General features: G+C 48.8%; 21 protein-coding genes. 10 read left to right on the top strand and 11 right to left on the bottom strand.

Annotated features, from left to right (window positions below):
- Positions 1 to 71 precede the first annotated feature (71 nt).
- From L0U89_RS08955 to L0U89_RS08945, 3 genes are read right to left on the bottom strand one after another with little or no spacing between them, the layout of a single operon-like run.
- A complete protein-coding gene (locus L0U89_RS08955; RefSeq protein WP_234861234.1) occupies positions 72 to 1,433 on the bottom strand; it encodes a putative oxidoreductase C-terminal domain-containing protein in 1,362 nt (453 codons plus the stop codon).
- Between the two features lie 18 nt (positions 1,434 to 1,451).
- Positions 1,452 to 2,822, bottom strand: coding sequence for a Gfo/Idh/MocA family protein (locus tag L0U89_RS08950; RefSeq protein WP_234861233.1), 1,371 nt, complete (start codon positions 2,820 to 2,822; stop codon positions 1,452 to 1,454).
- 22 nt (positions 2,823 to 2,844) lie between these two features.
- Positions 2,845 to 3,816, bottom strand: a complete 972-nt coding sequence (locus tag L0U89_RS08945; RefSeq protein WP_234861232.1) for a DUF6807 domain-containing protein — start codon at positions 3,814 to 3,816, stop codon at positions 2,845 to 2,847.
- Between the two features lie 216 nt (positions 3,817 to 4,032).
- Here L0U89_RS08945 and L0U89_RS08940 point away from each other — a divergent pair, with 216 nt between their 5' ends.
- The 3 genes from L0U89_RS08940 (at position 4,033) to L0U89_RS08930 (ending at position 8,116) form a co-directional block, all read left to right on the top strand.
- The gene (locus L0U89_RS08940; protein WP_234861231.1) at positions 4,033 to 4,986 is read left to right on the top strand and encodes a metallophosphoesterase family protein; all 954 of its coding nucleotides are present in this window, start codon (positions 4,033 to 4,035) and stop codon (positions 4,984 to 4,986) included.
- A gap of 81 nt (positions 4,987 to 5,067) precedes the next feature.
- The gene (locus L0U89_RS08935) at positions 5,068 to 6,639 is read left to right on the top strand and encodes an L-serine ammonia-lyase, iron-sulfur-dependent, subunit alpha (protein WP_234861230.1); all 1,572 of its coding nucleotides are present in this window, start codon (positions 5,068 to 5,070) and stop codon (positions 6,637 to 6,639) included.
- A gap of 319 nt (positions 6,640 to 6,958) precedes the next feature.
- Entirely contained in the window at positions 6,959 to 8,116 is a 1,158-nt protein-coding gene (locus L0U89_RS08930) for a Fic family protein (protein ID WP_234861229.1), read from the top strand.
- A 269-nt stretch (positions 8,117 to 8,385) separates the two neighbouring features.
- Here the strand turns inward: L0U89_RS08930 and L0U89_RS08925 are convergent, their stop codons facing one another.
- From L0U89_RS08925 to L0U89_RS08900, 6 genes are all read right to left on the bottom strand, one after another.
- Positions 8,386 to 8,637: a hypothetical protein gene (locus L0U89_RS08925; RefSeq protein WP_234861228.1), complete on the bottom strand. Its 252-nt coding sequence runs from the start codon at positions 8,635 to 8,637 to the stop codon at positions 8,386 to 8,388.
- Positions 8,630 to 9,673 carry an LLM class flavin-dependent oxidoreductase gene (locus L0U89_RS08920; RefSeq protein ID WP_234861227.1) on the bottom strand — a complete coding sequence of 348 codons (1,044 nt, stop codon included), beginning with the start codon at positions 9,671 to 9,673 and terminating at the stop codon, positions 8,630 to 8,632. Before L0U89_RS08920 ends, L0U89_RS08925 begins: the two co-directional genes overlap by 8 nt.
- A gap of 77 nt (positions 9,674 to 9,750) precedes the next feature.
- A complete protein-coding gene (locus tag L0U89_RS08915; RefSeq protein ID WP_234861226.1) occupies positions 9,751 to 11,490 on the bottom strand; it encodes a family 43 glycosylhydrolase in 1,740 nt (579 codons plus the stop codon).
- Between the two features lie 111 nt (positions 11,491 to 11,601).
- A complete protein-coding gene (locus L0U89_RS08910) occupies positions 11,602 to 12,399 on the bottom strand; it encodes a cation diffusion facilitator family transporter (protein WP_234861225.1) in 798 nt (265 codons plus the stop codon).
- A 233-nt stretch (positions 12,400 to 12,632) separates the two neighbouring features.
- The gene (locus tag L0U89_RS08905; protein ID WP_234861224.1) at positions 12,633 to 13,739 is read right to left on the bottom strand and encodes a Gfo/Idh/MocA family protein; all 1,107 of its coding nucleotides are present in this window, start codon (positions 13,737 to 13,739) and stop codon (positions 12,633 to 12,635) included.
- Positions 13,740 to 13,833: 94 nt separating this feature from the next.
- Complete coding sequence (locus L0U89_RS08900) at positions 13,834 to 14,709, bottom strand: alpha/beta hydrolase (RefSeq protein ID WP_234861223.1); 876 nt, start codon at positions 14,707 to 14,709, stop codon at positions 13,834 to 13,836.
- 168 nt (positions 14,710 to 14,877) lie between these two features.
- Here L0U89_RS08900 and L0U89_RS08895 point away from each other — a divergent pair, with 168 nt between their 5' ends.
- From L0U89_RS08895 to L0U89_RS08875, 5 genes are all read left to right on the top strand, one after another.
- Positions 14,878 to 15,765: a PIG-L deacetylase family protein gene (locus L0U89_RS08895; RefSeq protein WP_234861222.1), complete on the top strand. Its 888-nt coding sequence runs from the start codon at positions 14,878 to 14,880 to the stop codon at positions 15,763 to 15,765.
- A 136-nt stretch (positions 15,766 to 15,901) separates the two neighbouring features.
- Positions 15,902 to 16,327 carry an SRPBCC family protein gene (locus L0U89_RS08890; RefSeq protein WP_369413244.1) on the top strand — a complete coding sequence of 142 codons (426 nt, stop codon included), beginning with the start codon at positions 15,902 to 15,904 and terminating at the stop codon, positions 16,325 to 16,327.
- A complete protein-coding gene (locus L0U89_RS08885; protein WP_234861220.1) occupies positions 16,315 to 16,602 on the top strand; it encodes a TIGR03643 family protein in 288 nt (95 codons plus the stop codon). The genes L0U89_RS08890 and L0U89_RS08885 overlap by 13 nt, the downstream gene beginning before the upstream one ends.
- 14 nt (positions 16,603 to 16,616) lie before the next feature.
- Positions 16,617 to 18,125: a cryptochrome/deoxyribodipyrimidine photo-lyase family protein gene (locus L0U89_RS08880; protein WP_234861219.1), complete on the top strand. Its 1,509-nt coding sequence runs from the start codon at positions 16,617 to 16,619 to the stop codon at positions 18,123 to 18,125.
- 11 nt (positions 18,126 to 18,136) lie between these two features.
- Entirely contained in the window at positions 18,137 to 18,280 is a 144-nt protein-coding gene (locus L0U89_RS08875) for a DUF2256 domain-containing protein (protein WP_234861218.1), read from the top strand.
- Positions 18,281 to 18,532: 252 nt separating this feature from the next.
- Here the strand turns inward: L0U89_RS08875 and L0U89_RS08870 are convergent, their stop codons facing one another.
- A complete protein-coding gene (locus L0U89_RS08870; RefSeq protein ID WP_234861217.1) occupies positions 18,533 to 19,852 on the bottom strand; it encodes a prolyl oligopeptidase family serine peptidase in 1,320 nt (439 codons plus the stop codon).
- Positions 19,853 to 19,983: 131 nt separating this feature from the next.
- Positions 19,984 to 21,444 carry a CotH kinase family protein gene (locus L0U89_RS08865; RefSeq protein WP_234861216.1) on the bottom strand — a complete coding sequence of 487 codons (1,461 nt, stop codon included), beginning with the start codon at positions 21,442 to 21,444 and terminating at the stop codon, positions 19,984 to 19,986.
- A 172-nt stretch (positions 21,445 to 21,616) separates the two neighbouring features.
- On the opposite strand from L0U89_RS08865, the gene L0U89_RS08860 reads away from it, so the two are divergent.
- Positions 21,617 to 22,417: a helix-turn-helix domain-containing protein gene (locus tag L0U89_RS08860; protein ID WP_234861215.1), complete on the top strand. Its 801-nt coding sequence runs from the start codon at positions 21,617 to 21,619 to the stop codon at positions 22,415 to 22,417.
- 110 nt (positions 22,418 to 22,527) lie between these two features.
- Entirely contained in the window at positions 22,528 to 24,645 is a 2,118-nt protein-coding gene (locus L0U89_RS08855) for a beta-L-arabinofuranosidase domain-containing protein (RefSeq protein WP_234861214.1), read from the top strand.
- Positions 24,646 to 24,664 lie beyond the last annotated feature (19 nt).

Raw genomic sequence — 24,664 nt, 5'->3', positions numbered from 1 at the left:
TCAAAAAGGTAATCCTTAAACCCGGCGGGTAAAAAAGTGCTTGAGAAAGAGTCGTTGGTTCGATCCGTCGCCTAAGGATGATTGCCCGCAAGTTCCAAGGCCCGGGTAGTCGTATGGTATTTTACCAACATATTGGGGACCTCCCAAGCGGGCATTTTTCCTTCTAGGAAATACTCCAGAAACTTTTCTGTCACTTGGGCAAAATGTGCCTCATGTCCGACATGGTATTCGTCAGGAATCAAAATCTGATGTTCGCCGTTTGACAGTTTTTCCAAGTCAAGTCCGGGATACCTCGTCTGCATGGCGATGCGAATGGCATCCTCCAGCGCTTTCTCCTGTCCCTCAAGTAGCCTGATATATAAAGTTGGCTTGAAGGCTTGTTCGGTGCCCTGCCGGATGATAAGTTCGGCTTTGCTGCCCCGCATGATGCTAAAATGCGTGTCTCCGCCACCTTCCGGAGCCTGAAAATCCCAGGTCACGCTGACCTTTGCATGCTTACCGCGGAGGGTGTAGTGCAATTCCCCGTTGCCGAACACCTGCAATGTATCACCTTGAAGGTCATTTTTCAGGTATTCGGGAAAAGCCGTTTTTCCAGTTACCTGCTGGAATTGCTCAATGGAAAGTGGAGTCGGCCATCTTTTGGCTGAAAGCATTTGTACATCTGCAGTGTCCAAAGTTTGCTCCGGGAAAGCCGCCCATTGGATCAAATCCACCAAATGCGTCGTGACATCTACCAAGCCTTCACCTTGCTTCCTGACATCGAAGAACCAGTCCGGCCGGACCAAGGGCTTTCCCGAAACTTGCTTGTAAAAATGATGCACACTCTCTTTAGTGATCGCGGGCTCCTCCAAAGTGCCTTCAACCAGCTCGCCGAATACCTCGGGATTCATCGATAACTCCCGCTGCAACATCGAACCAATCTCAAAGCGCTCCGTCATGATGTCGTAGAGCAGCAAGTCCTTTTGGGCTGCCAAGACAAAGGCTTCCCGTAATTTCCCATATCCTTCCCGATTGATTACCAATGGTTTATCAGCATAGACATGGATGCCATTTTGGATTGCTGCCATGATGTAGTCAATCTTTTGGTCGTTTTTCCCGGCCACTACCATGACATTCCCTGGTTTTTGGGAAATCATTTTGTCCAAAAAATCAGTGCCTACGTATGCTTCAATTTTCCATGCTGTGGGATTCTGAGGGTGGGAATTGTAGCTGTCGATCCTCCCAAGATAATCCTTGAGTTCGTCACCCGGAGGAGCAAAGACATAGACGGTCGAATCCACGTGGGGATACATGGACTTGTGGATGAGTGCTGCGTGAAAATGTCCCGGATCAAGGGACATAAAGGTAATCTTGCGTTTGTCGGCCATGGTCTCTTCCTTTGGCTGCACACAACCAATGATAAGTAAAAGGGAAAATGCGATAATACACCTCATCAAGTTCAATTTTCCTGATTAGACTTTGACAAAATCCGTCCCATAAGGAGCTCGTTGGGATCTGCTGAGATGGGTATTGGCTTCATCGTCATTGACAAACTTTTCGGTTTTTGCATCCCATTCGAGTCTTCTTCCTACTTTCATCGCCACGTGGCTGACCAAGCATACCGAGCAAGAGCGATGGCCGATTTCGATCGGTGAGATAGGTTCCTTTCCCGTTTGGATGCATTCCAGCCAATTGCCGTGTTGGTCTGCACTCTTATAAAGATGTATTTCATTAGGCCCGATCACGGATTCCAATAGCCTTGGATCAGAGGCGTCTAATGCTTTTGAACTTTTGTCTTTGGCAACCGGGTCGCTAGCAGAAGCCACATAATCCCCCCGGGAGACCCATATCCAACCTTCCGTACCCTCGTACCGAATGCCGTTGGGGAAGCCGCCGCTCGTGAGCATGGTGACGCCGTTTTCGTATTCGGCCTTGACCATAAAATCGCCGTGGACATTCCAAAATCCGAACTTGGGGAATTCCGCTACCGCTTCTATGAAACGTGGTCCGGTGAGTTCGGTATCCATGCCCCATGCCGCCGAGTCAAAATGGTGCTGTCCCCAGCCTGTGATCATGCCCGCACCGTAATTCTCATGTCGCAGCCAACCAGGACGATCGTATCCTTCCTGCGGGTGCACGCCGATTTCGGAGTAGGGCAATTCCGGCGTGGACCCTAGCCATATGTCAAAATTCAGGTTTTTCGGAACAGGCATCGGACTGGCCTTGGGCCCTGAAGGATCGCCCGGAAGCCCGATACGGACTGTATGCAATTTTCCGATCCTGCCGTTCCTAACCAGTTCGGCGGCAATACGAAACTGAGGACTGGACCGCTGTTGGGTACCCAACTGCAGGACTACTCCGGATTTCTTCACCACTTCCGTCAGTTGACGGCCTTCTTTGATGGTGAGGGAAGTCGGTTTTTGAAGGTAGATGTGTTTTCCGGCCAAAGCAGCTTCTATGGCCGGTTGGGAATGCCAATGGTCAGGTGTACTGATGATCACGGCGTCGATGTCTTTGTCCAACAGCATCTCCCGGTAATCCCCATACTGCTTGACGTCGAGATAAGGCTTCCCCATTTTTTGGGTGTAATGAGCCTCGATCAAGGCTTTTCCGTCCGCCATCCTTTTGCTGTCCACATCCGATACTGCTACGATGCGGGCCACATCATGTGCCCAGGTTCCGGGAAGGTCGTGTGACCGTGCGATCCTTCCGCAGCCAATTTGGCCGATATTGATCTTATTGCTGGGGGCATTTTTACCGAATACCGATGCGGGGACAATGGTCGGGAAACCCAAGGCGGTACCTGCCAATGCGGTGGTTTTGATAAATTCTCTTCGTTTCATGTGGTTTGAACCTTGGGTTTTTCTATCGTGCTGCAAATGTTTTCCAATAACTCTCCGCTTCCGTCGCGGTCATTTTACCGTCAAAGACGATCATGCGGTACTTTAAAGTATTTGTCTTGCCGGGGAGGATTTCCCAAGCTTGGTGACGGATGGGACAGAACTCAAGGAAGACATTTTCCTTGCCCTCATTTGAATCTTCGGGCCATACGCGCATGGGTTCGGGATGGGCCCGGTTATCCGGATGGCTGAGAAAAAGGATTCCACTTTCCCCGGAAGGATCGTCGGAAACCCCATACACCATCACCCATTTGGCATAGCTGCCATCGGCGGTTTTTCGGTCTTTGCCATCGGAGGTAAGGATATGGCTGTTGCTTGCATCCCATCTTGCCGTCGCCCGGAAGCCGATTCCGCCACCGTACCTGTAGGCTTCCAAAACCACGGGAGTTTTCAAGGGGGTGGAAATTTCCGTGGTATAGTCCACGGCATATCTGTTTTGTTCCATACTCCAAACGCGGATGCCGAGATCTTCCTCGATGGCGACTTGGGCGCCGTTTGGAGCAAGGAGATCGGTGTGTTTTTGTCGGACGAGGATCTCGGCGTTATCCTTTTTTTCTTTTTTGGAGATCAAACGGTCAAAATCCACCCGGCCTTTTCCGTCTCCCAAATTCCAAAAATCCACCTCCCGTCCTTCTACCAAGGTCTTTGTCCAAGGGCCCCAAATGCCATAATGGTGGAAGTGGTCAGGTGGCTGTATGCGGGTGAGTTCCTGACCGGAGGGGGAAAAAAGCGGATGGATAAAGCCGGATTTTCTGAATTCAGCTTTCACGCCCTCGGGCACCTCAGCCGTGGATGTTTGGTAGGTCAACAAGACTTTTCCGCCTGATAGGAAATCGACTCCTGTTTTGGTCTCACGCAAACGGATTTGCTGGGAAAATGAACTTATACAAATCATGAAGAAAAGCGGAATCGTGGCGGTGAGTCTTTTTGGGACCATCAGTTTGGATTGAGTTTATCGACGGAATAATTTATGCAAAAAATCCGATTCGATTGAGGTCTTTTCCATTTCGGGAATGATGGTCTTTCGAATCCTCCCACAACCGTCCAATTACCTTTCAAAAACCGAAAATTCGGATATCTTCGCTATTGCTATACTTTGAAGATAAGGTTCATCTTTATTGATCGCGTTTTTCGTTTTTGAAATACCAATGCTATGAAATCCAAAATCACAAGAAGAAACGCTCTCCAGGCTCTCGGTTTGGGGACTTTGGGCGCAAGTGTCTTACCCCTTGCCTGTACCAACCCTAAAACTGAACCCTTACAAGCCAAAACTCCCATCTTGCGATTTGCCCATGTGACAGATATGCATATTGAGCCGGGAGTTGGTGCCGAGGAAGGGGTCAAGAGATGCTTTGACCATATCCTAAGCAAGGAACAGCCTATCGATTTTTTTGTGAACGGCGGCGACCTCATCATGGATGCATTGGGAAAGGATGAAGCGGAAACAGAAGCCCAATGGGCCGTGTGGCGAAAAATCCGTGCCGCCCATCCAGATCTGAAGATTTACCACTGCATCGGTAACCATGACGTTTGGGGCAAAACTCCCCACGAGGAGCCTTTCCCGGGGAAGGCTTGGGTGATGCGGGAACATGCTATGGAAATGCCTTATTACACCTTCGAATCCAAAGGCTGGCATTTCATCGTCCTCGACAGTACGCACAAGAAGGAGGATGGCACTTGGTACACCGCCAAACTGGATACAGCGCAGGCAGCATGGCTCGAGCAAACGCTGCAATCCATACCCGCGGAGAAGCCGATTTTGATTGTTTCCCATATTCCAATCTTGGGCGCGACCCCATTTTTGGATGGCAACAATGCCGAAACGGGCAATTGGATCGTACCAGGAGCCTGGATGCACATCGATGCCAAGCCTTTGATCAATTTGTTTTTCAAACACAAAAACGTGAAGGCCTGCATCAGCGGGCATATCCATTTGGTAGAATCACTCCTCTACCAAAATATCCATTATCACTGCAGCGGGGCCGTATCCGGAAATTGGTGGAGCGACGAGCCCTATGAAAACACCAACAAGGGCTATGGGCTTTTTGAGCTGTATGAAGATGGTTCACATACGTTCAAGTATGTGCAGTTTGACAATCCCATCTAGTATGAAGCGACATTCCCAAGCCGCCGTTTATATTTTGATTCATGAAGGATGTTTCAATTGAAATTTGATAAATTGGGACCTATGGAAACATTCCCAAGTATTTTCAATGATGTCGTGGGGCCTGTCATGAGAGGGCCATCGAGTTCACATTGCGCAGCTTCCCTGAGGATTGGGCGCATATGCCATGACCTGATGGACGGCCAAATTTCTTCGATAGAAATTGACTTCGACCCCAATGGCTCTTTGGCCACCACCCACAAAGACCAAGGTTCCGACATGGGACTTTTCGGAGGATTTCTGGGCTGGGAGGCTTATGACGAGCGCTTGGTCCATTCCGAACAGCATTTGGGAGCTGCAGGAATTCAGGTGAAAATCAACATCAAGGATATTCAGGCAGAACACCCTAACACCTACAAAATCACCCTGACCAACCCATGGGAAAGCCATCAGGTAATCGCCATTTCCACCGGGGGAGGAATGATTGAGGTCATTGAGATTGACGGAACAAAAGTGTCCATGGCCGGGGATAGCTATGTGACTTTGGTTTTTGCCGATGACCCTGCCGGAATCGAAAGGTATTTGGAGCAAACGGTTGATCATTCAAATTTGGAAATCATCGTTGGGGATAGGCCCTTTGTTGAAATCAGATCATGGGAAAGCTTGGAAGAGAGTCTCATCCAAGACCTGCGCGAGCTGGAGGCTGTCAGCAGTGTGAAACAAATCGGACCCGTGTTGCCAATCCTGTCAGTCAAGAATCAAACTGTGCCCTTTATCACTTGTGAAGAAATGTTGGCCTACAATCAAGACAAAGGCCTAAGCCTGTGGGAATTGGCGGTGCGCTATGAAAGCATGCGGGGCAATATCTCCGAAGCGGAAGTCCTTTCCAAGATGGAGGACATCCGTCAGATCATGAAAAATGCAGTCGAAGCGGGATTGAAGGGAACCCACTTCGAAGACAGGATCTTGGGTCCACAGTCGGTCAAGTTCAAGTCGATGGTGGAGGACAGGAAGTTGGTCGCTGCGGACGTACTGAACAAGATCATCATGTATGTGTCCGCGATCATGGAGGTCAAGAGCTCCATGGGCGTGATTGTGGCGGCGCCGACCGCAGGATCCTGTGGGGCCATGCCGGGCTCGGTTTTGGCTGTGGCGGACACCCTTGGACTTTCTGACGAAGAAACGGTAAGGGCCCTGATGGTTGCCGGACTGATCGGCGTATTCATTGCGGCGCATTCCACTTTTGCTGCTGAAGTAGGAGGTTGCCAAGCCGAATGCGGTTCCGGTTCCTGCATGGCAGCGGCGGCAATCGTCAGTCTTGCGGGAGGGACCTTGCAGCAAAGCCTTTCTGCAGCATCGATGGCATTGCAGAGTTCGCTCGGTATGATTTGTGACCCGATTGGCAACCGGGTGGAAGCCCCATGCCTCAACAGAAACGTCATGGCAGCTTCCAATGCACTTTCCTGCGCAAATATGGCCATGGCAGATTATGACCACCTGATTCCGCTCGACGAAGTCATCGAAACCATGTATGTGGTTGGTAACAGCATCCCCAATACCCTCAGGTGCACCAATCTAGGCGGACTTTCCATCACCAAGACTGCCAAGGAAATCGAGGCTCGACTCGGTCAAAAGCAGTTTTTTAAGAGTTGTTAGGAAAAGAAGACAGTGGAGGCACAAAGCTGGAATGCTATTTTTTGAGATCAAATGTCTTGTTGGTCTCGCCGTCTGTTGGGGTTGACTCGCCATACGCGATACCGGGTCTATGCTTTTCAATCCATCGACCTATTTGCCGGGTCCTCATTCAACACTCAAAGCCCCAGTATTCGATGGGACTTTTCCTTGGTCAAAAGTCGACTCGAGCTGCAAAGATGAATTCTCATATTTGTACAAAATCCATTAAGTGCAAATACATTAATTTATATTTGCAAAAAAGATTATTTTTGCAAATATAATAATCAGAAATTAGGCAGGTATGGAGACAAGGGACATCAAGACTTTCAAATCAGGAAACTGGGTCAAGCGGATGGAATACCAGAGTTTTAGGCCTGAAAAGATCAATTATGAATGGGTGATTTCAGACCCCAAGTTGGCAAATCTACTGAGTCAAGCAGATCGTTGCCTAGGTAAATTGGATGCTTTTTCAGAATTGATACCTGATGTGGATTTCTTTATCAAGATGCATATCACCAAGGAAGCGACGGTTTCAAGTAAGATTGAAGGAACACAAACATCCTTTCAGGAGGCTTTAGCCAACGAACAGGATATTGAACCCGAAAGAAGAGAAGACTGGAAGGAAGTACAACGCTACATTGTGGCCTTGAATCAAGCGATAATGGAATTGGAAAAAATCCCAATTTCCACACGCTTGATCAAACATACCCATGCTTCATTGTTGGAGGGGACACGTGGCAAGGAAAAAATGCCGGGAGAGTTTCGAACCAGCCAAAACTGGATAGGACCGAGTCTAAAGAACGCAATTTTCGTCCCGCCGACCCATGACGAAGTTTCGGAATTGATGGGTGATTTGGAGTATTTTATCCATGCAGATACAAGCGATACTCCGACCAATGTGCCGCATTTGCTTAAGATCGCGCTCATTCACTATCAGTTCGAGACTATTCACCCGTTCCTAGACGGGAACGGTCGAATTGGGAGGCTGTTGATCACACTTTACTTGCTCGACAAAGGTCTATTGAAGCGACCGGTTTTGTACTTGTCCGACTTCTTTGAAAAAAATCGCAGAGATTATTATGACCATTTGATGCGGGTACGTGAAAAAAACGATATTCAGTCTTGGCTTGGTTTTTTTCTGGTTGGCGTAATCGAAACTGCTGAGGCAAGTATCAACACTTTCCAACGAATACTGGCCTTGCGTGAAAATGTTGAGTTTACCAAGCTTATTGAGTTAGGTAAGAGGCAACAGGAAGCAAAAAAGCTATTGAAGGTTCTCTACGGCAATCCAATCATCGATAGTGCGAGAGTGGCAGAAGTGCTGGATGTGCATGTCTCCACTGCCATTCGCTTGGTCAACGACCTCGTCGACCTTGGAATATTGGTAGAGTTGACAGGCTTCAGGAGAAACAGGGTCTATGCTTTTCAATCCTACATCGACTTGTTTGACCTGTCCTAAATGGCAATGTCCAGCCTGAGGGATTTGGTGGTGTCTTCTATTTCCTCCAAAGATTTCTGACTTCGCCCCTTATTCTTACTTCTTTTAGTTATTTATTAAATTGTTTTTAGGTAATTAGCTCTTTGTATGCCAATATTCGAATTTCATTATTCGGAGTTCAATATTCTTCATTCGATAAAAAATGAAATTCCTCCTTGCCGCGCAAATCATACTTCCAACTTCGTATTTCTAACTTCGTGCCTCCAACTTCGTACTTCTAACTTTCTACATCACCCAACTCTTCCCCCCGAATACAGATCATAAGCCGCCACGAGCAACCTGTTTTCGGGGGATTGCCCATAGCGGGGATATTCTTGGATTTCTTTCCTGTTTTCGACATAGATCGGATCGTATTTTCCTTCGATCTCATCCCACATGATCAGCAAGTAGGCATAAGGAATTCGGCTTTCGCGGCCTTTTTCGAACCAAGCCTCAAATTGCGATTCATCCAAAGCGGCAGGATAGTCAGGGCTGTCAAACATGGGAACTGGATTTGGCTTTTACGAACGGAATCACTTCCTCCCCAATCATCGCAATGGATTCACTGAGTTGCTGATGGCTGAGGCCGGCATTGTCCATCTGAAAGGTGAAACGGTCGATGCCGCCAAGGGAATCGCTGTGGCGGAGGATTTTTTCGGCCACTTCTTCTGGACTCCCCACGAGGTATACGCCTCTTCGGGCGTTTTGTGCCTCGAAGTGCCCACGTGTCACGGGTGGCCATCCCCGTTCCTTGCCAATACGGGTAAAAGTCTCCGCATAGCCGGGGTAGTAGGCCTCCACTGCTTCCTCATGTGTCTGGGCAACATAACCGAGCGAATGGAGCCCAACTTTCAACTGGTCTTGTGAAAATCCCGCCTTGTCTCCCGCTTCACGGTATAGGTCAACCAAGGGACGGAAGCGGTGTGTTTCCCCACCAATCACCGCAACCATCAGCGGCAGACCCAAGGAACCTGCCCTCGCAAAAGAACCTGGTGTACCACCCACGCCCAACCAAATGGGCAGGGGATCTTGCACCGGACGGGGATAAATGGGTTGGTTGTGCAAGGCCGGACGAAATTGGCCCGACCAAGTGACAGTTTCTTGGTAGCGGATTTGCAGGAGCAAGCCCAGTTTTTCTGCAAAGAGCTTGTCATAGTCTTGAAGTTTCAGACCAAAAAGGGGAAATGCTTCCGTAAACGAACCACGGCCAACGACCATTTCAGCCCTGCCATTGGATACGAGATCGAGCGTGGCGAATTGTTGAAAAATACGGACCGGGTCGGCGGCACTCAGCACCGTCACGGCACTCGAGAGTTTGATGCGCTTGGTTTGCCCCGCGGCAGCGGCCAAAATCACCACAGTCGCCGAGTCCAAAAATTCCTTGCGGTGATGCTCCCCAATACCAAAGACATCCAATCCCTTTTCGTCTGCCAGTTTGATTCTGGCAAGGAGTTCGGTCATCGCCGCTTCGGCAGTTCCGACTGGGTTGCCCTTGGAGTCGGTGACGTAGGCGGCAAAACTATCTATTCCAATTTCCATGGAGGTTCCCTTTCATTTTGATTTGAAGGGAAAACCACGTTGACAGGTAAAAGATTCAAACCGCGCTTGGACTTCTATCAATCTACCTTTTGGACTTCATACCATTCACTCGTCCCGTTTTCGTTTATGGCTTCGATGGTAAAATAGTAGGTCTTCGAACGGTCCATGGTTTTGAGCCAATATTCATTGTTGCCCAAGACCATGATCGAGGTGTACAATTTGTCCGGCGCGGTGCCGTAGTAGATGTTGTAGGCGTAGGCATCCGCCATGGGGGACCATTTGATAAAGGCGCTGCGTTTGTCCTTTTCGGTGCGGAAAACCATGAATTGCTTCACTTTCTCCGGTTTGGTGCCATTGCCATGACCGAAGACCCGGAAGCCGCTCAAGGCGAATTTTCCGGTCGGCATGTGGATGTTTTCCAACTTCAGAAAGCGTGTCTGCACCGGTTTTTCCAATTCTAAATATTCATGCGGAATGTCTGTCTTGTTTTTGCTTTTGTCGACCAAGACTTCCCATTTTTTTCCATCCTTCGAATGGTAGAGGATGTATTGATGGAATTGGTCGCTGCGCTTGCCGAGGCGGTCTTGGTCCACATCTTGGTCGGCGTAGTTGATTTGGATGGCGTGGACGGTGCTGATTTGGCCGAGGTCGGTTTGTATCCATTCGCCCTTTTCGCCCGTCTTGGCACTCCAATAAGTCTTCAAGTCTTCGTCATTGGCTAGGTTTGGTGCAAATCCACCCAAGGTTGAGGACACTGCCATCGGTTTGTTGAAGTTGAGCAGCATCCATCCCGTGAAGGCTCCGGCTTTTTCGCTGCCCGGTAGGTAATGGGGATAGTCCCCGAGAGCGGTACTGCTCCACATGACATCGTCTTTGTCAAAACCAGCAGGCCAAATGCCCAAGCGTCGCTCAAAAGTGTTTTTAACCGAAATCATGATTGTACTGACGTGCCAGTATTTTCCTTGGTTGTCCTTGAAAGTACTCCCGTGTCCCGCACCCCGTGCAAATCCACCCAATTTCATACTCAGGGGATCGGATTGCGGTACAAACGGTCCAAGTGGGCTTTTTCCGACCACTACACCGTCGGAATAGCCACTGAATTCCGTCCCCGGTGCGCCATATTGCAGGTAGTATTTGTCATTGTGTTTGGTCATGTGGGCACCTTCCATAAAGGGGTCGAGGAAGGTGTTGTCCATGTGCTCGCCAAAGCGCTGCCAGCCATATCTGTCTGGTTCTAATAGGTACATCTCCTTGCGTGTGCCGATGGGGTTCAGCGTCTTTCTATCCAGTTCGATCCCGTACAGCGGATAGCGGTTGGAGCTGCCGTTGTACATGTAGAGCCTGCCGTTATCGTCTGTGAAGAAGTCCGGATCCCAACCGCCGATGTCAAATTTCTCCACAAGGGGCTTCCACTCATTGGCTGTCGGGTTGGTGCTCATCCACACCGTGAAATCCCGCTCATAGGTCGAGCCCATCACGATGACCGTATCGCCCAAAACCCCTACAGCCGGGGCACAGAGTTCGTCATAGACCTTGTTCCAAGGTTGGAGAAAAAGGCGGGAGTGGAATTTCCAGTTGGACATATCCGTGCTGGTCCAGTATCCCCATTGATTGGTGGAGAAAAGGATAAAAGTGCCCTTGAAATTTACAATTACCGGATCTGCGGTCGCCCGATGCCTGCCCCATTCCGAGAAATTGGGGATCGGCGTGTAGCCATAGTCGATATTGATCGGGTTGCAGTAGGTTTGTTGCTGCGCGAAGGCATCGCTGCCGCAAAGGAGCAAAACAACAGCAAGCTTGGTCAGATGGGCTTTCATGATGGTTCGTTTAGAAAATCGGCTCAGACAAATATCGGCCAAACGATGGAAATAATGCACGGCGCTTATTTGAATATGGATGCTTAGGCAAACAGTGGTCTTTTTCCCCAATCATTTTGAAAGCTTGAGTATTTTGAACGCTCCCTGTCCAACGAGGAAAAACACGATCGTCCCAATCACAAGGTCGGGATACTTTGAGTCTGTCAAGTAGACGAGCCCACCGGCCACGATCACACCAAGATTCACAATGATGTCATTCGACGTGAAGATCATGCTGGCTTGCATATGTGCTTCCTCGCTCTTGCTCTTTTGCAATAAATACAAACAGAGTCCATTGCCAATAAGGGCGAGGATAGAGATGATGATCATCGTCTGAAAACCGGGAATCGCCTCTAGTCCCACGAATCGCCTGACCACTTCCATAAACCCCAAAACTGCCAGTATCAACTGAAAAATGCCTGCAGATTTCGCGATGTTTTTCTTACGTGCAACCGAGCCGCCTACCGCCAAAAGGGCCAGTCCATAGACAATGCTGTCAGCCAACATATCCAAACTATCGGCAACAAGACCCATGGAGTTTGACAGAAAACCCGTCGTCATTTCAAGTACAAAAAAGAAGAAATTGATCCCCAAGACCTGCCAAAGCAATTTTCTTTGTTTTCCCGTGTCTTCAGTGGCATTTATTTGGTTTTCCACAGAATTGCTTTCAACCAAGGTCGTGTCAAACTTCAGGCTTTCAAGACGATCAAATACTTCCGAGTAATCGCCCGTGTGAAAAACAGCCAGCTTTCTGTTCGGGATATCAAAGTCTAGAGAAGCTATGTTTGGTAGGTCGGAAAGCTTCATCCTGATCATTTGTTCTTCGGATGGGCAATCCATTTTTGATACCTTAAAGGTTGTTTTCCTCATTTTCCAGCTTGTTGATCGGTTTTTCCGGATTAACTAATTTCGGTCGGCATAGGTTTTTCGAGTATCTCGTTAGAAAAAGATAAACTTCAATCGCCATGGTTCGGCCAGTGAAATTCGGTTATTTGGTAAATAGCCGTAAGACATCGTCCCTTCAATTTTTCTCGCTTCTTGCTTCTCCCATCTCCTGCCTGCATCTGCTGACCTGTTAGGTCATACTTTGTTCTTGGTGCGCATCAGCGCTTGTCCAGCCAAACTGTCTTTCCTGACCGCGCGCTTTCCTTCGCAGCTTCTAGGATTTCCATCACGATCAGGTTGTTTTCGAGACCGCTGAGATCGTCGTTTGGAAGGGTGATTTGGCCCCGCACGACCGCGTACAACATCGAAAATGGATCATCCAGCGGCTTTTCCCGTTTTTCCATTTCAAATTTTTCCTCCGAAAAGCCATCATATCCTTCCGCCATTCTCAGCCTGAGTTGTTTGCCGTTGTCGACAAGAATCGCACCCGTCAGGCCGTAGATTTCCATATCCTTTCGTCCGATCGGCCAATTCCAGGACGCCTCGATGATTGTCTGGGAGCTTGGGTAGGTCAGGATGATGGTCGACTCATCCTCCACTTTTGGGTTGTCAGCGGGATTGAGTTGCTGGACCACGGCGGTCACCGATATGGGCCTTTGTCCATCCATCAGCCAAGTGCTGAGATTGGCGCCGTAGCAGCCAAAATCCATCAAGGCCCCTGCACCGTTCAGTTCAGGGTCTGTCAGCCATTCCAAAAACTCGGGTCCTACGCCGATTTTCTTGGGGCCGCGATGTCCATCCCGGACGACGATTTTGCGGATATCCCCGATTTTTTCGGACTCCAGTATTTCGAGCGCTTTCTGGTGGCTGGTATACCAAGTGGTTTCATAGTTGGTCAGCAGCTGGATTTGGTGTTTTCTTGCCAAGTTCGCCATTTCCCGTGCGTGGTCGAGACTTACTGCCAGTGGTTTTTCAACCATGACATGGATGCTTTTCGGCGCGCATTTCTGCACGATTTCGAGGTGTTGATAGGTCGTGCCAAAGCCCGTGACGGCCTCAGGTTTGGTTTTTTCGAGCATTTCGTCGATCGATCCAAAAACGATGTCCATCGAGAATCCATATTGCTTGGAGTACTTTTCAGCCAGTTCCCGATCCGGTTCGGCAATGCCTACAATGTCGATTTCAGGCCGCTTATCGGCATTCAATACCCAGGGAACATGGCCATGGTTGAGGCCGGCGACGCCGATTTTGAGGGGAAGTTCTTGGGCCTGGGAGTTTGTGAACAGGAATATCAGGAAAAGGAATATAATGCCGACATTTTTCATGAGATACAATTTAACGGATTTGAACAATACTCTTGCCTTTTGAGTAGCCTCTCCAATATTTTTCAAAAGACATGATGCAAGCCGGTGTTTTGGTTTATTGAGGTATCAATCCTCTTTTCTTCAACCAAAACTCAAAATTCTTGGTCCACATGTCTGAGGTAGTTCCCCGTGGCGCAAAGCCAAAACCATGGTCGCCCTTTTCAAAGGCATGCAATTCGGCGGGATGTCCCGCGGAGACCCATTCGAGGTAGAGTTCTACACTGTGCGGCATAAAGTCCAAGCTATCATCGGTAGCCACAACCACGAAAATCGGTGTCTCTTTTTTTGGCATATTGCTGCCGAGGACAGCTTTTTTATACAAGTAGATAGGGGCTATAAAATCAGGTTTCCATTTTTCTTCCGCACTCAGCATCACCGACATGGTGACGGTGCCTCCAGCGGAAAATCCCATAAAACCGATCTTTCCGGGATCCAGTCCGAATTTTACAGCGTTTGATCGGACAAATTTCATGGCCTCTATGCCATCGTTTTTGGCCATTTCGACTACGGGTGCATTGATCGAGTCCAGTTTGTCCTTGTTTTGCATCAGCGGCATCAGTTCTGCAAAGGGATTGTCTGTTTGGCTTTTGACCACCCTGTATTTCAACACAAAGGCAGAAATCCCCAGCGAATTCAACCACTCTGCCACACGGATGCCCTCATTGTCGATGGACAGAATATGGAAAGCGCCACCTGGAGCCACAATGATGGATGTTCCAGTTGCCTTTTCCTTCGGCGCGGGATAATGTAGCAGCACAGGTTCAGAGACATTGTACAGCATGCGGTTGTTGGGAAATGGGCTCGTCTCTTTCTCCGTCCAATCCCAGGATTCCGAGCCGGGCGCTTTGCCAGGATAGAGTTTGATGGTTTCCTGGGAGAAGGCAGGGAGGCTAAACAACATCAGCAAAAAGATATTGACAATGATTTTCATGAAGGTTTGCTTATTGAAGATAAATCTTGAATGACCTTCTAATGTAATGAAACCAGACAATTAACCGGCAAAGGCACAGCTCTTGTGAAGAAAAAACGAACCATCCATACATTGCGGGATTGCAGGTGGGGCTGATTCTCCTTAAATTTTTATCATAATCCTTTTGCCATGAAAAGAATCGTACTGGTATTTTCCCTTTTGACACTTGCTGTATTTCAGGTCCTCGCACAAGGCAAAGTCCTCAAAATCCTCATGATCGGTGCCCATCCGGATGATTGTGATATCAAAGGTGGAGGGACTGCCGCGCTCTTCGTAGCCATGGGGCATCAGGTCAAGTTCATCTCCGTGACCAACGGTGATGCCGGACACATGGAAATGGGCGGGGGTGTTCTTGCCAAGCGGCGGTACGCCGAAACCCAAGAAGCTGCCAAGCGGCTGGGCATCCAATACGATGTGTTGGACAATCACGATGGGGAACTCTTGCCCACTTTGGAAAATCGCCTAGAAATCATCCGAAAAATCCGGGAATGGGAAGCTGATGTGGTGATTTCCCACCGAAACAATGACTACCATCCCGACCATCGCTACACTGGGATTTTGGTGCAGGATGCAGCCTATATGGTGGGCGTACCCAACATTGCTGCCGATACACCGCCGCTTCGCAAAAATCCCGTTTTCCTTTATTTTCAAGACAATTTCAAAAAGCCCAACCCCTTTCAGCCGGATATCGCGATCGATATCTCGCCGGTGATTGACAATAAAATCGATGCTATGGATGCCCATGTTTCCCAGTTTTATGAGTGGCTGCCTTGGATCGGAAACCTGACCGAGCCGATTCCAACTGGACAGGCGGAGAGAAAAGCCTGGCTCAAATCGAAGCGTTTTTCCACTCCAAATGCCTCTGTACTCAAAGCCTTGGAATCTTGGTACGGTAAGGAACAGGCAGCACAAGTCCAATTTGCAGAAGCTTTCGAAGTCTGCGAATATGGCACCCAACCCAATAAGGAGGAGATCATCCGGCTTTTTCCGATGTTAGGAAAAACCGCCTCGAAATAGGTCTTTCTGTTTACCCTGAGGAAATTTTCAGGTTTGAGCCTCAAACAAGTTCTGCGGGCATTTGTTGAAACAATGGATATTTCCCCTTTCGATGCCCTTCTACCAATTCACCCGCATACAACAAATCCCCGCAAGTTTGGAGACAGTATGGGACTTTGTCTCCAGTCCAGCCAATCTGAAGAAAATAACGCCTGATTACATGGATTTCCATGTCACGAGCAATATCGGCCAAGCCAAAATGTACCCCGGTATGATCATCACCTACACGGTCAAACCGATGTTGGGCATTCCGATCCAGTGGATGACGGAAATCACCCACGTGCGCGATTTGGAGTATTTTGTCGATGAGCAACGCATCGGCCCTTACAAGCTTTGGCATCACCAGCATAAACTGGAGGAAATCAACGGCGGCGTGGAAATGACCGACATAGTCACCTACAGCCCACCCCTTGGGTTTTTGGGAGCAATTGCGAATGCATTGTTCATCCAAAAGCAATTGAAGGAGATTTTTGATTTTAGGGAAAAGGCAATCGTTGATCTTTTTGGGACATGGAAAAGTTGAACCTGACGGCTACGGACATCGACCGGATCATCGAAATGGCTTGGGAGGATCGGACACCTTTCGAGGCTATTCTTGCGCAGTTTGGAATGAGCGAGGCCGAGGTCATCAAACTCATGCGCGGGCAACTCAAGCGCAGCAGTTTTGACCTGTGGAGAAAGCGGGTCAACCAGGGAATCAGCCAAAAGCACGTCAAGAAGCGGAATCCTGAGATCGATCGCTTTAAATGCGATCGGCAGCGTGCCATTACCGGCAACAAAATTTCCAAACGGTCTTAGCGTATCTGAGGGCAATGGAAGTAAATGGCATTCACATCGATGTTCAAACTGACCGGAGGGAAATCAACCTAGTCTGGCTGAAGCGGGATATCCGTACCCAGGACCACCTGCCGCTTCAGCTTGCCGAAAGGGATTCTTTGCCCTATTTGATTGTGTTTTTGTTGGAGCCTTCGATCATTTCCTATCCCGATACCAGTCTGCGGCACTTACAGTTCCAGTACCATTCTATCCTACAGGTAAACAAGAAAATCGGAAAATATGGACTCGAGATAGTCGTCATGTATGCGGAAGCGATAGAAACTTTTTCATTTATCCATAGTAAGTACCAAATTAGGAACGTATTCAGTTACCAAGAGTCCGGTATTGGATTGACTTACCAAAGGGACAAGAAGCTTAGCGCGTTTTTTCGGAAAGCGGGAATTCATTGGCATCAATCCCAGCGCGATGGCATCGTCCGCGGCATTCGCGACCGTGCGGGTTGGGATGAGGCTTGGTACCGGACGATGGAGACACCCTTGGTCGTCAATACGTTTTCCAAGAGAGAGCCACTTCCGTTTTACAATCCACTTCCCATTCCAGATGAATTGCGTTTACAATTGGCACAATATCCAAGTGGATTTCAGCCTGCGGGGGAAGATTTCGCTTTTCGGTATTTGGGCTCTTTTGTCCAAGACAGGGGAAAAAACTATACCCGTCATATCGGCAAGCCGCTCGAAAGCCGCACGAGCTGTGGGCGTATTTCTCCCTACCTGAGTTGGGGCAACATTAGCGTGAAGCAGGCTTACCAGTTTGTCAAAAATGCCGCAAGAACATCCAGTTTCCCAGGTCCTTTGCAAAACTTCCTCACTCGGCTGAAATGGCGCTGCCATTTTATACAAAAGTTTGAGGTGGACTGTACTTACGAAAATCATTGCATCAACGCCGGCTATGAATTGCTAGAGCATCCCAGGAAGCCGGAGATGATCGAGGCTTGGAAACAGGGAAGAACAGGATTTCCCCTCGTGGATGCCTGCATGCGGTGCCTGGAGGCTACGGGCTGGATCAATTTTCGGATGCGGGCCATGTTGGTGAGTTTCCTCTGTCATCACCTGTACCAAGACTGGCGGGAGGGGAGCCATCATTTGGCGCGGCTCTTTCTGGATTATGAGCCGGGTATCCACTTTCCTCAATTCCAAATGCAGGCCGGCGTGACCGGAATCAATACCGTAAGGATATACAATCCACTCAAACAAAGTCAGGACCATGATCCTAAGGGTATTTTTATCAAAACGTGGTTGCCTGAGCTCCAAGATATACCCGCGCAATTTATCCATGAACCTTATGCGATGTCGCCCATGGAGCGGCAGTTGTACGGTATGTCAGAAAACCTGGATTATCCACCGCCGATTGTGGATGTGGAAGCCGCGGGAAGGTACGCCCGGGACAAGATATGGGGTCACCGGAAAAACGCGTCCGTGATCAAGGAAAACAAACGTATACTGGCTATTCATACCCGCAGGGGAGAAATGGATCCGCAGTCCTAACAACAACGATTATGCCCAAAAACGTCAAAAAACAGCACCTTCCTACCAAGACCTGCGTGGTCTGTAATCGCCCATTTTCCTGGAGAAAAAAGTGGGAAAAAGTCTGGGATGAAGTCAAGTATTGCAGCGACAGGTGTAGGAGGGAAAGGGGTTGAGGATTCATTTTCAGCCGACTTTAGCGTTCCCTGGAAACAAAGTCGGTTGCTGACTTAGGCTTTCCTGTTCCTTTTAGCAGGAGTTTTTTGGAAGAACGTATTTCGACTTATAGCGCACCAGCATGATCCATGATCTTGAGGAGATCATAAAATCTTACAACAGGAAAACAGGTGATTTACCTCTGGGAATCGAACACAGGCAAAAAAAAACCTCAGGTCTTAGCTGAGGTTTTATGTTATTGGAAATCAGAATTACTTCTTCCGCTGTGCAGCCATCCATTCCATAATCGTTACCGGCCTGCCGTTGAGCATTACCGCTGAGCCATCGACGTCCTTGCGGGCCAAGTTGGCGTGGCTATAGATCCATGACCAATGCGCATTGTAGTGGAAATTTTCCCCGCCATAAAATCCCGTGATATCGGTAACATGGTCGTAGAAGGTGAAATAGACGTTCTTCGCACCGGCAGCTTTTAGTCTGTGGTATAGCGGCACGACCGTTTGGTCGGCGACGGTGGTTGGGTCCTCTTTGGCGTGGATAAACCAAATCGGGACGTTCTTGATTTTTTGGATTTGGGCATCGGTGATAAACTCGTTGTTGAAGGCGAGCGCACTGATATAGCCTGCTGCGAAATAATCCGGATGCTCCAAGATCAGCTTGAGCGACATGTAACCACCATTGGAACAACCACCCACGTATATTCTTTTTGGATCGATGTTGGGATTTTTCGATACGAAATCCTGGATCAAGGCAAAAACAGCCTGATTGTACACGTCATTGTCCTTGCCCCTTGTCATCCCCTCGGGGCCCTGCATCCAGAAAGTGGGCGCTTGCGGGGCCAAGACGTAAGCGCCGCCAAAAAGGACCTGGATTTCCGGTGAGGCATAGTTTGCCGCCCTATTTCCCAACAAAGCCACCGTCGGATCAAATCCACCTTCACCGCCACCATGCAGCCAAATGATCAACGGGACTTTACCCGTGGTTTTTGAAGGTGTATAGCTGGCATACGACATGGTTTGGTTGTTGCCGTAGCTGAATTTTCCCGTCAGGTCAAAATTGTCGACGAGGGGCATGATCTTTCCGACAGGATTGTTCCAGATATGTCCAGTCCTGGTATGGATGATGGTCAGCTTATAGTCCACCCAATAGTTGCCGCCGCGGTTGTTGATGCGGGTATATTGGAATGGGGAACCCAATGGCATCACCGGGCTTACCGCCAATACCAAGGTGATATGTTTTCCCTCAGCGACTCTGTTTCCTTTTTCGTCAGAAACGTAGGCATACACGACAGTGCGGTTACCGGATGAGCTTTCTGGCGCGATCTCTACGCCTTCCAGACTCCTCGAAGCGAAGACCTGGTATTGGGCAGCGTTGGCTTCTTTGACCGATTCACTGAGCGAGAGAATTACCTTGTTGACAGCCGGTCCCCAGTCAAATCCTTCTACCACCCAACGGTAATCACCTGGGGCGGCAGCGGTATTTTCATCAGAAACTTTGGGATAAGCGCTAAGTGTATGGATCGAAATGTGGCCGAACAAGGCAGCCAAAATCAAAACGAGGTAAAGCTTTTTCATAAGAGGTCGAATGGGTTTGTATTTAGTCAAAAAATAAGGCATTCGACGCGCGATGAATAGGGGAATTACAGGAGTGGGAAAATCGAAGACCTGTCAGGCATTCGAAACCCGACAAGTCTTCTTGTTTGTTTCTAAAACGCCCCTATCCTACCATCCATCCAATTCGCGCGTTGGCTGAGGAAATTTTGTAGGTCGAGGATAGCTTGCTCGTAAGTGCGGTCTTTGCTTACTTCCCATTTGGCGTAGTTGCGGGTGACGGCTTCGTTGTCTTGGAGATACTTGGCAGTTTCTGCCACGAGGTTTTGGAGGTTTGCATTGCTCAGTGGGCCACTACGCAGACTTGTCCAACGGGTTTTCAATGCTTGCCTGAACACGGGGTCTTCCATCAGTCTGGTCCACCAAAAGGGTAGCATCCAAGGATCCCTGTCTACAAGGCTGTTGTAGTTGATCACCCAGTCATCCATTGGGATTCTCCCTCCTTCGTCAAAACCGATATTGAAATCCCAAACCGGTCCCATGGCCAACTTGCCATCCCTATCCTTCACCAGAAAGGTACTGAGGCGATAGGCGTCCACATTGCGGCAGAGCTCGTTGATGATGAAATAGTCCACAAAACTCCCGATCTCGATATAGTTGGCATAGGTCCTTTGGCCCGCCCCAAAATTGTCTTGGATCAAAGCGGTCTCAAACTCGTAGAGATAGTTTGCGATGTAGGCCTCCTGCGCGTCCGTGATGTCTTCCGCATTTGGATACTCGTACATGAAATAGGTCTCCAGATACTGATTGGGGTGATACGGTGGTGCAAAAGGTGGAAACGTGATGACATTTCGGTTGATGTCGTATTGACTCCTAAAGCTGTTTTTTGCGGTGTAGCGCGCATCATCGTCCCAGTTGTTGAGAAAATAGGAAAGCGGTGCGCCGTCATGTTCGGGTCCCGCGTCGGCTTTGTCGATCTTGAGGATATAGCCTCCCGTCAGGTTGGTAGAACTGGCGTTGAGGGACTTGATATCGATCCGCTGGCTATCGCGTTTCAGTTTTTCGCAGAGAAAATATACGCCCATGTACTCGCCATTGACCTCGATCTCGACAAGCTTTCCGCGACTGGCGTATTTTCCGATCCGATTGGAAAGCTCATAAGCCACAGGGTTGTATATCAGGCTCCTGTCCCAGATGTATTTTTCGGATACATTCACCACATGGCCAATCAAGCGCCAATCTTCCTCTTTTGGCAATCCCAGCAGGGATACATCCGTTCCTTCTCCCGCGTCATCGATGGTTTCGAAGTTGAAGCCTTTTTTGTCAGAAAGGCGGAAGGAAGTTTTTCCCCTGTACTCGATGTCGATCCTTTGGCTTTGGATGAGCTTTTTCTCCTCATAGATTTTCATTTGGGCAACGACACCGGGTTCGTAGGGAATCGAAGCGCCGCGGGTGTCGATGACGATGTAGGGAATCTTACTGTCCTCGGTGTCGATGGCAAAAACCTGTCCATCGTCGCCTATTGGAACCATTACCTCGACGGGTTCCTTGCATCCAGTCCAAATGAAGAGACTGATAATCGCTACCCAAAAAATGTGATTGAATTTACCTTGCATACATGTTGATTTTGGAAACAAAATTAGTTGATTTTTACGGATTACGATTCAGCAATGTTTGAATCAAAAAAACAACAACAAACATTACGGCTTCAGGTGGGTTTATCCAAATGACGTGAGGATGACGTAGTGTCGACGTTTGACAACAGGAAATGAAAGGAGAATTTTGGCCGTGACTTCAGCAAAGACAATCAGGTCGCTTCGAGTAGCAAAAGGGTGGACCCAACAGGAATTGTCCGATCGCAGCGGCGTATCCCTGCGGACGGTCCAACGCATAGAGAACTCGGAAGTGAAGCCGAGTCTCTATTCCTTGAGAATTCTGGCCCGAGCACTTGAGGTGGATTTGGAGATGATTTTGTTGGAGTCGGAAGAGAAAAACCATGTACCACAATCCAAACCCTTTCAAAAAATGAATGCCATTATTCAAACCCTCACAGCAAGCAAACTCGCCGTATTGGGAGCAATTGGAGTTATTTGTTTTGCACTTTCTACCTACCTGTTTTGGCCCTTGACCGACTCAGGAATATCAGATTTCGGCGATGGCTCTGTTTTCGAAGTCGCTACAGTCAACTGCGGTTCCCCCACTGAATGCGATATAGAAGTCACCAAAAAGGCTTCTGATGGAAAAATCATTTGGCAAAAAACTTTTGGAGGCACCAGTTACGACCGTGCAGGACAAGCCCTTGCCGCAGCCGATGGAGGGTGCTTGGTGCTTGGCTCTACGAGTTCCTTTGGGGCAGGAAATTATGATGCATTGCTCCTGAAAATTGATCAAGAGGGAAGTCTCATTTGGCAAAAAACCTACGGGGGATTTTTCAATGAATACGGGAAAACCTTGGAAACCGTGTCTGGGGGAAACGGCTACCTGATCTCAGGAACCCAGCAAAAATGTCCAGGATCAAATGTGTCCAACGATTGTCAGGATTTTGTTTGGACTTTTGAAGTGGACGTGGATGGTGTCGAAAAAATTTGATCAAAAAATCCGCCGACCGAATTGGCCAGCCCCCGTCTCTCAGCACATTTATTCCTTTTTGTGAGACAGATCGTTAACTTGGTTTTTCCGAAAATCAACCTCGTCGATCCATGTACAAATCTGTCTGGTTATTCTTCTTATGGACAGTTCTGCTGTCTTGTTCCAAGCCTGAACAAAAAAAACCTGATGCGCTAAACGCCCACTACCTCAGCAATCGGTCGCCTTTGGCAGCTACACCGTATTTGGAACTGCCACTCGGGAGCATCAAAGCCAATGGCTGGCTGGAGGACCAATTGCGGCGTATGGCTGATGGGCTGACCGGGCATTTGGATGAGATTTATCCCGAGGTCGTCGGCACTAGAAATGGCTGGCTTGGCGGAGATGGGGACGGCTGGGAAAGAGGCCCGTATTGGATCGATGGCTTGTTGCCCTTGGCGTATATCCTCGACGATGAGCGACTAAAACAAAAGGCGCAGCCTTGGATAGAGTGGACGCTGGCCAACCAAGCCGAATCCGGATACCTTGGCCCTATTCCTTTTGAGACGGAACCTGAGCCCGAACGCGGCATCCAAAAAGGCCCAAGGGAAGATTGGTGGCCAAAGATGGTCATGCTCAAAGTGCTGCAGCAGTATTACCAAGCCACGGGTGACGAGCGGGTGATTACAGCCTTGACCAAATATTTCCAATACCAATTGAAAATGCTTCCAGAAAAGCCTCTGGATCATCTTTCACTTTGGGCCAACCGAAGGGCGGGCGATAACCTGATGGTAGTATATTGGCTGTACAACATCACTGGAGATGCATTTTTGCTTGAACTGGGAGATTTGATCCAAGAGCAAACCTTCCCTTGGCAAAAGATTTATACCAATGCGGAAAATCCTTTCCAATTTGACGACACTTGGTTTTACAACAAACTCAAGCGCTATCCTTTCGATTCGACGGAAATGGCGGTTTTGACCATTTCAAAAATTCCCGGATTGCATACGGTCAATGTGGCCCAAGGCCTAAAGCAACCTTTGGTATATTACCAGAAGAGCAAGGATTCCCAAGCCCTCCCTGCGGTCAAAAAAGCCTTGGGCGACCTCAAGCAATACCACGGTCAGCCTACAGGGATGTATGGAGGCGATGAGCCCTTGCACGGCAACAATCCCGTCCAAGGCATCGAGTTGTGCTCGATTGCTGAAGAAATGTTTTCCTTGGAAACCAACCTCAAAATCACGGGCGACATGGAATTTGCTGATCTGCTCGAAAGAATCACCTACAATGCCCTGCCGACTCAGGCATCCGACGATTACCGGACGAGACAATATTTCCAGGCCGCCAATCAGGTAGAACTTACCGACCAACTGGAAACTTCCTTCGAAAAAACCAACCACGAGGGGACGGATTTTGTGTTCGGTGTGCTCTCCGGATATCCCTGCTGCACGACCAATATGCATCAGTCCTGGCCGAAATTTGTTCAAAACCTGTTCTATGCCACTCCTGACCGCGGTGTCGCGGCCCTTTTGTATGCGCCAAGTACGGTCCAAATGACGGTGGCCGATGGCGTAACGATCAAGATCGTCGAGACAACGGGATTTCCGTTTCGTGATCGCGTTGATTTCGCATTGGAACTCTCCAAGGGAGTCGAGTTTCCGTTCCACTTGCGGATTCCGGCATGGGCGAAAGATCCCAAAATCACCATAAATGGGCAGGCAGTGGATTTTGTAGCCACCAATCAAGTCGCAGTCCTGAATAGAACCTGGAAAAATGGGGACAAAGTTACTTTAACCCTGCCCATGGAATTGAAAACCTCAACTTGGTACAAAGGAATGGTAGCCATAGAACGAGGACCATTGGTCTTCAGCTTAAAGGTCGAGTCGGAAAACCGGCAGAAAGATAGAAAGGACCGCTTCAGGGCATTTTGGGAAGTGTTTCCAAAAAGCGATTGGAATTATGCGTTGGAAGAAAGTTTCCTCGGCAACATTTCTGGCAATGTGGCATTGATAGAGAGAGAATGGAACGGCGAATACCCTTGGAATCTGGAGAATGCGCCGATCGAGCTGAGGTTAAAGGGAGTCCACTTGCCCGAGTGGAGGACTGTCAAGAGCGCACCCGAGCTTTCCGAGAATATCCCACAAGTTATTTCCCCCGCTGAGCTTGAGCGCCGAAAACGTGAAATCACCCTGGTGCCATATGGCTGCACGACACTTAGGATCACGGAGTTTCCAGTGGTGAGGGTGGAGTAAAGGTTTTTGGTATGGCAAA

This window comes from Mariniradius sediminis (assembly GCF_021491425.1).
GTDB lineage: Bacteria > Bacteroidota > Bacteroidia > Cytophagales > Cyclobacteriaceae > Mariniradius > Mariniradius saccharolyticus.
Note: the sequence above shows the minus strand (reverse complement) of the source record. Positions and strands in the feature narration are given on the sequence as shown.

What these genes read in the sequence shown, in the direction of transcription:
- L0U89_RS08885 (WP_234861220.1), top strand. Translation starts at nt 16,315, where the DNA reads ATGGAAAAGTTGAACCTGACGGCTACGGACATCGACCGGATCATCGAA.
- L0U89_RS08895 (WP_234861222.1), top strand. Translation starts at nt 14,878, where the DNA reads ATGAAAAGAATCGTACTGGTATTTTCCCTTTTGACACTTGCTGTATTT.
- L0U89_RS08950 (WP_234861233.1), bottom strand. Translation starts at nt 2,822, where the DNA reads ATGAAACGAAGAGAATTTATCAAAACCACCGCATTGGCAGGTACCGCC.
- L0U89_RS08880 (WP_234861219.1), top strand. Translation starts at nt 16,617, where the DNA reads ATGGAAGTAAATGGCATTCACATCGATGTTCAAACTGACCGGAGGGAA.
- L0U89_RS08940 (WP_234861231.1), top strand. Translation starts at nt 4,033, where the DNA reads ATGAAATCCAAAATCACAAGAAGAAACGCTCTCCAGGCTCTCGGTTTG.
- L0U89_RS08875 (WP_234861218.1), top strand. Translation starts at nt 18,137, where the DNA reads ATGCCCAAAAACGTCAAAAAACAGCACCTTCCTACCAAGACCTGCGTG.
- L0U89_RS08935 (WP_234861230.1), top strand. Translation starts at nt 5,068, where the DNA reads ATGGAAACATTCCCAAGTATTTTCAATGATGTCGTGGGGCCTGTCATG.
- L0U89_RS08900 (WP_234861223.1), bottom strand. Translation starts at nt 14,709, where the DNA reads ATGAAAATCATTGTCAATATCTTTTTGCTGATGTTGTTTAGCCTCCCT.
- L0U89_RS08905 (WP_234861224.1), bottom strand. Translation starts at nt 13,739, where the DNA reads ATGAAAAATGTCGGCATTATATTCCTTTTCCTGATATTCCTGTTCACA.
- L0U89_RS08855 (WP_234861214.1), top strand. Translation starts at nt 22,528, where the DNA reads ATGTACAAATCTGTCTGGTTATTCTTCTTATGGACAGTTCTGCTGTCT.
- L0U89_RS08915 (WP_234861226.1), bottom strand. Translation starts at nt 11,490, where the DNA reads ATGAAAGCCCATCTGACCAAGCTTGCTGTTGTTTTGCTCCTTTGCGGC.
- L0U89_RS08865 (WP_234861216.1), bottom strand. Translation starts at nt 21,444, where the DNA reads ATGCAAGGTAAATTCAATCACATTTTTTGGGTAGCGATTATCAGTCTC.
- L0U89_RS08945 (WP_234861232.1), bottom strand. Translation starts at nt 3,816, where the DNA reads ATGGTCCCAAAAAGACTCACCGCCACGATTCCGCTTTTCTTCATGATT.
- L0U89_RS08910 (WP_234861225.1), bottom strand. Translation starts at nt 12,399, where the DNA reads ATGAGGAAAACAACCTTTAAGGTATCAAAAATGGATTGCCCATCCGAA.
- L0U89_RS08920 (WP_234861227.1), bottom strand. Translation starts at nt 9,673, where the DNA reads ATGGAAATTGGAATAGATAGTTTTGCCGCCTACGTCACCGACTCCAAG.
- L0U89_RS08955 (WP_234861234.1), bottom strand. Translation starts at nt 1,433, where the DNA reads ATGAGGTGTATTATCGCATTTTCCCTTTTACTTATCATTGGTTGTGTG.
- L0U89_RS08925 (WP_234861228.1), bottom strand. Translation starts at nt 8,637, where the DNA reads ATGTTTGACAGCCCTGACTATCCTGCCGCTTTGGATGAATCGCAATTT.
- L0U89_RS08930 (WP_234861229.1), top strand. Translation starts at nt 6,959, where the DNA reads ATGGAGACAAGGGACATCAAGACTTTCAAATCAGGAAACTGGGTCAAG.
- L0U89_RS08870 (WP_234861217.1), bottom strand. Translation starts at nt 19,852, where the DNA reads ATGAAAAAGCTTTACCTCGTTTTGATTTTGGCTGCCTTGTTCGGCCAC.